The sequence below is a fragment of the Lentilactobacillus sp. TOM.63 genome (assembly GCF_030361045.1).
Classification (GTDB): Bacteria; Bacillota; Bacilli; order Lactobacillales; family Lactobacillaceae; genus Lentilactobacillus; species Lentilactobacillus dabitei.
This window is the reverse complement of the sequence record NZ_JAUCAP010000163.1, coordinates 1-1,594: the sequence shown is the minus strand read 5'-3', so window position 1 is coordinate 1,594 and position 1,594 is coordinate 1. Positions and strand designations below refer to the sequence as shown.

Annotated in this window: 2 protein-coding genes; both read right to left on the bottom strand. The window is 37.7% G+C overall.

Annotated features, from left to right (window positions below):
- Window positions 1–188: 188 nt before the first annotated feature.
- Window positions 189–683, bottom strand: a complete 495-nt coding sequence (locus QUF07_RS13910) for a C39 family peptidase (RefSeq protein WP_289428188.1) — start codon at window positions 681–683, stop codon at window positions 189–191.
- 128 nt (window positions 684–811) lie between these two features.
- The gene (locus QUF07_RS13905; protein WP_217164786.1) at window positions 812–1,102 is read right to left on the bottom strand and encodes an HPr family phosphocarrier protein; all 291 of its coding nucleotides are present in this window, start codon (window positions 1,100–1,102) and stop codon (window positions 812–814) included.
- Between the last annotated feature and the right edge of the window lie 492 nt (window positions 1,103–1,594).

The window sequence follows — 1,594 nt, the reverse complement described above, 5'->3', positions numbered from 1 at the left end:
AGGCATTCGATTGTGTTATCTGAAGAATAACATGCTCGAATGCCTTTTTGAATACGTCCAATTATTTAGTGCTTACCGACAAACAGCTGATCCCAGAATTTAAGCCAAAAAAGCAACGCATTCAAAAACCAGAATGCGTTGCTTTTTTCACTTAAATTCTGGGATCAAATCGCCTTTCCCAATCTCTACTAATAACTTAACGCCAGCTTTTGTTTGTACATTCGAATTGCTTCAAAAGCTGAAATTGGCATTGATGTTTGTTCACCGGTCCAACAGTCATTATAATAGACCAATTTATCATCAAATCCGGTCATAATCAGCGCATGGGTATTAAAACCGTCAAATTGACCAACCCAAGTTACAATCGGATGCTTCGTATCAGCAAGGTACTCGCTCAATTCGTTAATCGGCTGACCACTTAAGTTGACCGCTTTTCCAGCGTATTTCGTAATCAGCTTAATTAACGCTGATGGATAGATACTGTCCCCATTGTCGGTAAATGGATCTCCTACAAAGCCCTTATTTGGATCAAAGTGGTCGTACGGCATTTCATGAGCAAGTGAAACTTTATCGACATTTGCGCCAGCATACCGCAGCATCATTGTCACGGCCGTAATTTCACAACCGGTCGGTAACTCTGGCCGCTGGGTAATGAGTGGAACGGAAAGTTTAGTGGTGGGCATGAAGAATCTCCTTTAGCTAACTCATTGGAAAACAACCCAAAAGTCACTCGTTAATTGAGCAACAAAACAACTCAATAGCTAGTGATTTTATTTGATCATCATGAAATTTAATTGACGAAAAGTCATTTCTAAGCTTCCCGTCTCACGTCTACATCTTCAACCAGTCCTTCAGTCTTCAGCTGTTCATCAATCCCATTCATGGCTTCAACTTCATCCTCACCTTCTACTTGAATCCGGATGTCGCTGCCATTAGGAATTCCAAGCGACATTACGCCCATGATTGACTTGAGGTCAGCGCGTTGCTGACGGTAAAAAACAGTGATTTTTGCTTGATAGTCGTTTGCGGCCATGACCAGCTGGGTCGCAGGTCTAGCCATAATTCCGGTTTCGGCATTAACTCGATATTCTTTTTCTAACATTTTAAATGTCCCTCTTTCAGATTTTATAAATGACTTTTTTATTAATTAACTTTAGTTTATAGTGTAAGCGATTTCAATTTTATAATCAATGGTTATTTTACGATAAATGGTGTCGAAAAGTGATATTTTAGTAAATTTTAACATAATCATTTAGCAAAATTCTGAACTTCTTTTGAAAGTAATTGTAATTCTATTTGATTCATTATTTTATAAATATCCATTGGCTTTTCGTAAATACTATTTTTAATGGAAGCTGTCCGTACCTATTAAAAAGCAATAATGATGCCCTTCTCTTTCAAACTTGGGGGCTCGTCTTTGTGGTTGAAAAAATTACGACTGAGCGTCATTCCGCGATTGCTTTCAATTTTCACCAGAGATATACTCAAAACAGTCTGAACTTAATCCGTATATATATAACCTGATTTATTCATAAAAATACACAAAATACCCATCAAACACATGTTTCACGCGTTTGATGGGTATTTTGCATTT

Excerpts from the sequence above, each read along its gene's own strand:
- QUF07_RS13910 (WP_289428188.1), bottom strand. The coding sequence starts at position 683 with ATGCCCACCACTAAACTTTCCGTTCCACTCATTACCCAGCGGCCAGAG.
- QUF07_RS13905 (WP_217164786.1), bottom strand. The coding sequence starts at position 1,102 with ATGTTAGAAAAAGAATATCGAGTTAATGCCGAAACCGGAATTATGGCT.